Source organism: Mesorhizobium sp. WSM4809 (genome assembly GCF_055811655.1).
Window position 1 is genome coordinate 1 of record NZ_JBVVQW010000042.1, and the last position, 6763, is coordinate 6763.

General features: G+C 57.1%; 4 protein-coding genes and 1 pseudogene. 2 read left to right on the forward strand and 3 right to left on the reverse strand.

The window, feature by feature from the left end:
- Positions 1–94 precede the first annotated feature (94 nt).
- Positions 95–249: pseudogene (locus tag AC0L24_RS33605) on the reverse strand (short-chain fatty acyl-CoA regulator family protein); the annotation flags it as partial.
- A gap of 23 nt (positions 250–272) precedes the next feature.
- Here AC0L24_RS33605 and AC0L24_RS33610 point away from each other — a divergent pair.
- Entirely contained in the window at positions 273–533 is a 261-nt protein-coding gene (locus AC0L24_RS33610) for a short-chain fatty acyl-CoA regulator family protein (protein WP_473565047.1), read from the forward strand.
- A 557-nt stretch (positions 534–1090) separates the two neighbouring features.
- On the opposite strand, the gene AC0L24_RS33615 is transcribed toward AC0L24_RS33610, so the two are convergent.
- Positions 1091–1483 (reverse strand): ectoine synthase, encoded by a 393-nt coding sequence (locus AC0L24_RS33615; protein ID WP_473565048.1) that lies wholly within the window; start codon positions 1481–1483, stop codon positions 1091–1093.
- Positions 1484–1486: 3 nt separating this feature from the next.
- Positions 1487–3394 carry a diaminobutyrate--2-oxoglutarate transaminase gene (gene ectB / locus AC0L24_RS33620; protein ID WP_473565049.1) on the reverse strand — a complete coding sequence of 636 codons (1908 nt, stop codon included), beginning with the start codon at positions 3392–3394 and terminating at the stop codon, positions 1487–1489.
- 1295 nt (positions 3395–4689) lie between these two features.
- Here ectB and AC0L24_RS33625 point away from each other — a divergent pair.
- On the forward strand, positions 4690–5925 hold the full coding sequence (locus AC0L24_RS33625) for an ATP-grasp domain-containing protein (protein ID WP_473565050.1): 1236 nt from the start codon (positions 4690–4692) through the stop codon (positions 5923–5925).
- The last annotated feature ends 838 nt before the right edge of the window (positions 5926–6763 follow it).

The following is a 6763-nucleotide window of genomic DNA, read 5'->3' on the forward strand; positions in this document are numbered from 1 at the left end:
TCGCTACAGCGCTATCGAGGGCGCGCTCGCGAACGGCTTCACTACCGCCGAGCTACACCACCTGTGGGGACACGACCTGCAGCGATGTTGGAGAATCCAGTTGATCTGCGTAGAGAAATCGCTGGCATAGGAAATCGCATCCGAGCGCGACCGCGTAGCGTCGATGAGGAGAGCCGAATCCGCCCTCGCCCTTTGGCAACGTCCGGTGGCGATACTGAGATAATGCACGCCGTCTGGCGCTTCCGCCAATGCATGCGGCTTGGGGGCCTCGGATGAAGGGCGTTCCGGTCTTGTTCGCGCGCATCGACCGAGCTGGCAACGTCACGAAGCGCAGGGTAGCGGATCAGAGACGTCTCCGTGCGCGACCAGCATGCCTGCACCCGCAGTTGCTCCAGGCGAAGCGCTTTTTCGGCATCACATCTAAAATTTGTTCGAAGCCGAGCCATCGCACGGCGCTCGGGGCCTCAAATGCCTTTGCGCCAATTAGCCTCTGCGAGTTCAAACTGGCTCTCGATCGTATCGGAGGAACCTGATTTCGCATGAGCTCCCCCTTGCATCTGAGCGAGCCGAAGAATTCGTTCTGAAGACCGATCGGCCCCCGAGTTCTGGCAGTTCCTGAACGGGTTGCGCGCGAGAATCTGCTAGTCGAGCTGATCGTCAACAAACGAGCATGCAGAACGACGATGCCGGAACTGGCTTCATCAAAAGCTTCAACGGCTGTCCTGCGATGAACTGCTCAAACGAGACGCTGTTTACTTGGCGGGCTCAACCGCCATCGTCAGGTAACATTCTTCCGTGAGGCAACAGGGGGGGCACTCTCTCATTCGGCCGATATCTTTTCAACGCACATTCATGTGCTTACCGCGTGCTGAGCGCGCTGACACCGACTTTGCAAACGTTGACCGATGATTGGACGCAAACAGGCAAGACGAGCAATGCATTGCTACGGGGTTGGCTTCGCACTTACAAAGACAGCATACGACGGGAAGTTGGATTATTTTGAAATATTGCCACGCACAAAAGGCGGCCTCCTGCCTCGTCAAGATGAGGCACGACTTGCCGGCCTCACTTCCCAAGCCGCTGTGGAACGTCAGATCCTCTCCGAGTCCAGGCGATAGGCGCCAGTCTCATCATGAACCTCGTGCCCCGCCAAGGGAGGTACAAAAACGCAGGCCAATACCAATTCGGTCTCGGCACACAGCAGGTGGACGTCATGCTTATCGAGTGCGTAAATGATGCCCGGTCGAACTACATGAACCTCATCCGCCCCCGAATCCTCGATAGTACCTGTTCCAGAGATGCAGTAGACGGCCTCAAGGTGGTTCCGATAGTGCATCTTGAGCCGGGCGCCCGGGTGGATTCTAGTGATATGGAAGGAGAAGCCCATCGCATCGTTCTTGAGCAGCAACCGCACGCTTTCCCAGCTCGTCGTCTGGACCCGCCGGGCTGTAAGTTCCTCCTCATTGAAATCCCTGACGATCATGATTCACCTACCCTCTAATGCTGCCGTGCTCACAGAGCTGCCCATCACTCTATCGATAGCGTCCTGGAGGATATCGAGGCCTTGGCTAAGCTGATCCTCGTCAATGACGAGAGGTGGCAGACACTTCACGACCTCGTCCTTTGGACCGGCGGCCTCGAGAATGAGGCCATTCTGAAAGGCGGTGCTGATGACCTGACCAGCAACTTCGCCAGACTTCAAATCGATGCCTCGCATCATACCACGACCTTTAACTGATACTCGACATGGGTCGTACTTCTGCGCGATATTATCAAGGCGGCTCTTCAGCAGATTGGCTTTCTCCCCGATGGACGCTGCCAAGCTGTCTGTTCGCCAGAAGTGCTCTAGGGCTGCCCGGGCGGTAACGAAAGCATGGCAATTGCCGCGGAACGTGCCGGTGTGCTCTCCCGGCTCCCACATATCCAGTAGTCGATCAATTAGGACGACAGCCATAGGTAAACCATAGCCCGATATCGATTTGGCCATTGTGACTATGTCTGGACGGAGCCCCGCTGCTTCGAAGCTAAAGAATGCACCGGTCCGGCCAACTCCCGCCTGAATGTCATCGACGATCAGCAGAGCTCCGTGTCTGCGCGCAATGGCCGCCACCTTGCGCAGCCACTCCGTGCCTGCGACATTTAGGCCGCCTTCGCCCTGCACTGTTTCGACAATCACCGCAGCCGGCGCGTCCGCACCGCTGGAAGGATCCGAGAGCAGCTGATCAAGGTAGTCGGCGGTGTCTACACTGGATCCGAGATAGCCGTCATAGGGTAGCCGCGTCACGCCGCCCATCAGCTGACCAGCGGCTGCGCGGTGATATTTGCTACCCGTGCAAGACAGAGCGCCAAGGCTCAGGCCATGAAAGCCGTTGGTGAACGCTATGATGTTGGACCGACCAGTAATCTTGCGCGCTAGCTTGAGAGCAGCCTCGACGGCATTAGCTCCGGTTGGACCGGGAAACTGAACGATGTAGTCGAGTTGTCGCGGTCTGAGAATCGTCTCATGCAATTCCCGCAAGAAAGACTCCTTGGCTTCACTATACAGATCGAGACTATGCGTAATGCCGTCGCCAGCAATGTAATCTGCGAGCGCGCTCTTCAGCTCGGGGGGATTGTGACCATAGTTTAAACTTGAGCAGCCCATGAGAAAATCGAGATAGGTTGTCCCATCTCGCGCAAACAACTGAGCCCCCCGCGCTTTCGAGAAAACTGCCGGTGCCCGACGGGAGTAACTCCGCACTTCGGACTCAAGATGGTCGAAAATCGCGAATTCGTCCCCCCCATCTGGTGCACTTCGGTCGTTCATATTTGCCTCCATTTTTTCGGTTGGCAGGTCGGCGGGCGTGCCCGCAGGGCTGATGGAGCGTACGATGGGGCCGATGGCTATCGTGTACTCGCTCTCACGCTGTCCCTTAAAGTGGATATCGCGGTCGAAGCGCATAGCCTGCCGGATTGGTGCGCGCAGATCCCGAGCCACGTTTGCGAAGAACAACTTGGACGCATTGTTGCTGAGCATCACCGTGGCCTCAATGTGCGTCACGCTCTCGCACAATGGCCTGTTCAGGGCTGCGATGATCAGCCCTTTGCCTACCCCTATGTTGCGTACCTCAGGATGCACAGCAATCTGCCAGATGAAGAGTGTCGATTGCTCCCTCGGGCGCCGATAAGTCGCCAGCCAGCCAACCACCTCATCCGCTCGCTCCGCAAGCACACATGTGTCGGCGAAATCAGTGCAGAGCAGGAGCTCGCAGTAAAGCGAGTTGCGGTCTAGTTGCGGGCACTTCGCGATGAGTTCCCATACATCGGCTGCATGAAGCTCGGTCGGTCTTCGAAATGTCACTCGCGGCAACTGGACGTTCCGTGGAAACGAGAAGCTCTGGCTATCACCGACCATTCGAAGTCCTCCAGGCGACCATCGCTGCCGCCTCGTCGCTTTCTCAAAGAGGGCTTCTCAAAAATCATGCCAATTGCGCGGAGGGGACCTTAGAGAGATTTTCCTGTGAAGCAGGCAGCCATGCCTACAAACAATGTGTCGCGGATTCGACTGAGACGACAGTAGGTGTCGGTTCCCCGACGTTTTCTCAGAAATGGCGACGGGGCTCACCAACGGGACTGGTATCGGATCGTCTTGCGATGGGTCCGACGAAAGAGCAACGAGCAACGGCTTTGATATGCCCGGCAAGCTGCCGAACGCCGAGTTGGAGCGCGCCGGATCCGCGTAACGTGCGCCTGTTCCAAAGTCCCGGGGGCGCTCTCAACCGAGCAGCGCATGGCATCAATGTCGATGCGAACGCCGCCTCTCGAGCGACGGATGTCGCCGCCCGTTTTCTCGCTCACCTACGCGGGATGCGAGCCGGGAGAGTCGAATGAGCGCTGAGCCCGATGCACCACAACCGCGACGCTGACGCGCGCCGCTTGGCGCTTGGCGCATGAAGCGACCGCCACACAGGCTATGTCAAAAAGACTGCGGCAGATCAAATTCCTCGCCGAGCGGCGTTCCCGAGGATTTTATCTGTCGCTTTCTCAGAGCGCGATCTGGACACTGGCGAGAAGCTGGAAGCGCGACCCGGCGCCACTGTGCATCGCGGGTCCAGAAAATCCGCGAGATGCGTGGTTTCGTTGAGGTGGCCGACGCTCGCGAGCGCGAGAAGGCTGAAGCTCTCAAGGAGGTCGCGGTTCAACAACGCAGTCCTGCTGGTGATCGCTCGACATCGCCGCCTGGTCGAAATGGGCGAGACCAAGGCACCTTGGCTCCTTCAGCGCTTAGAAATTGACCGGTTGCCGAGCGCCCGTGTCCCGATCTTGCAATTCCTCTGTACCCAGCCGACTACCAATATTGCATTCATGGATACGTCGAGACCGACATACCGCTTTATGACTGCCATCCGTTCGACGGCTAGACCCGGTGTCGATCGTGAGCCCGTTCTTCATCCTAACGGGGAACAGCCAGCTGGCCAGATGTTCGAGCATGCCACATCTTAGATGGCCACCGCTCCCGCGATTGCGTCATGTTCGTTCTGCGTGAAGACCGTCGTAATAAGCCCTTAGCCGACATTTTACAAAATCTTTGCGACTAAAGATCGCTGATATTGGTACCTTCACCGCAAGTGTGAGGTCAGGCAAGGAAAAGAGCTAACGCCGATTCACGCTCAGACCACCGCGCGGCACGAACCGTTGGAGTCGGCAGCAATGGCAAGAAGAGCACTCATCCTCGTTGAAGGTCATAGGCGCATGGGTCTGCAATATATCCAAGCTGCCCAGCGTCTTGGTGTGCATCCAATAATCCTGTGTGCCGATCCATCTCGCTACGACTATCTCGCAGCAGAAGGCATTGAGGCAATCCAAGTCAACACAGACAAACTCGAGGCCCTGATCCACAAATCTTCCCGGTTATGTGCTACCTATGACATTGCTGGCATCACCGGCCTTTCAGACGTCGAGGAGGCGGTCTATGCGACAGCTGCCAAGCTTTGCCGGCATTTCGACCTACCGGGACCAAACCCCGCATCGATTGAACAATGCTGCGACAAATTCACTCAGCGTCAGCTCCTCAAGGAGGCAAGCGTTCCAATACCGGCTTATCGCCTGGCGTCGAATGCGACAGAAGTAGAAAGCTCTGCCGCTCTGATCGGATGGCCCGTAGTTCTTAAGCCAGCCGTAGGCAGCGGGAGCGTCGGCGTTCGGTTGTGCCGCAACGTTGATGAATTGGCCGAGCATACGACGTATTTACTAGACGGGGGCCGCAATTCGCCGTCTCCGCCGCGGATACTCGTCGAAGAGTTCGCACAAGGCCCGCTTTATTGGGCCGACATAATGGGACATCAGATCATTGGAATTGGCATTGCTGAGTTCGGCCCTCCACCGCATTTCGTCTATCGTCAGTTCCTGATTCCCGCCCCTCTGAATGCGAACGAGTATGAGCGTATCGCCGACGTTTCGCTGAGCTGTTTGCGAGCTCTGGGCCTTGGCTGGGGGCCGACGGGCATAGAATTCCGATGGACGAAGCGTGGCCCAGTCGTCATTGAAGTCAATCCGCGGCTTCATGGCGCGCCCACGCCCCAACTGATTCAGCTGGCTTACGGACTCGATCTCATCACCGAGCACATCAAGCTTGTCATCGGGGATGAATGCGATTTGCGCGGAAGGCATTCGCAGACTGCGGCCACGCGGTTCCTAAATCCTGATCGCGATGGCACCCTCGATTGGATTGATGGCGAGAGCCAGGCCGCTGCTATACCTGGTGTCGCCGAGATCAAGTTTTATGTTGAACCCAAAACGCCGATCGTGAGGAAAGGCGATTCCCGGGATACTATCGGACATGTCACCGCCGTTTCACCCACCCGCGCTGAGACCGAGGCTATACTTCAGCGGGCCGTCGAGTCGATCGATTGGGTGATCACTCCATTTTCAACGCTAGGTGTTTGACCCCAGGCTTGGATAGTTCATCTTGTCGTCCGAATCAAAGGATGCACTATGGGCAGGTTCTGCATGGGAGCGCCACAACGACAGAGGCGCGAAGTGGAAGAAGCGGAGTTCGACCGCCGATCTGCCCAAACCGGTCCTACCCGACGAAAAGCAGGGTAACGCCAGCGGGAACATCGAGTGGCTCAACGATATCGCCGACCGAAACTAGCCAGGCAGGGTCGTGAGAGCAACACCGTTTCGATCAAGAAGCTGAAGCCGAGGATCATCTCATCCAGGGGTCGACAAAATCCAGCGCCACAAAAAGAGCGGTCAGCAGTGCAGATGCTGTGACCGTAACGAAACTAGCCGGCGACCATGACCCTGCGACGGTTGAAATTGTCAGCGATGTCCCGACGAAAACAGATAGAATGAAGGCGGGGAGCGTCCACGGTGCGGTATCAGCGCGACGGAACTCAACGTCCGCCATCAGCCAACTGATGGCAACATTCTGCAGACCAGCCGAGGCCGGAAAGTTGCTTGACGAGCCAGATGGAATGAAACCTTGGATTCCTGAGCGGCGGCAAATGCGCCTGGCGGAATTGGATCGGCGTCAGCGCCCGCGATACTGGCAGAACTCGCGGCGCGGGGCGACAGACAGCCAGTTCTCTTGTGCAACCAACTTTAGGGCTCGGCATTGGACCGGGATGTGGCATTTGAACTCTCTCGAGAGCGATTCTGTTGCTTCAGGCCGCCTAATTTAACCATCCTCCCTCACGGTGAGTCGATTGCAAGTCTGATGATTCCGACATCGTTCTCAATGTCGATCTCTGTTCCAAATGGCTCGGAGAGCTTCTGCAGA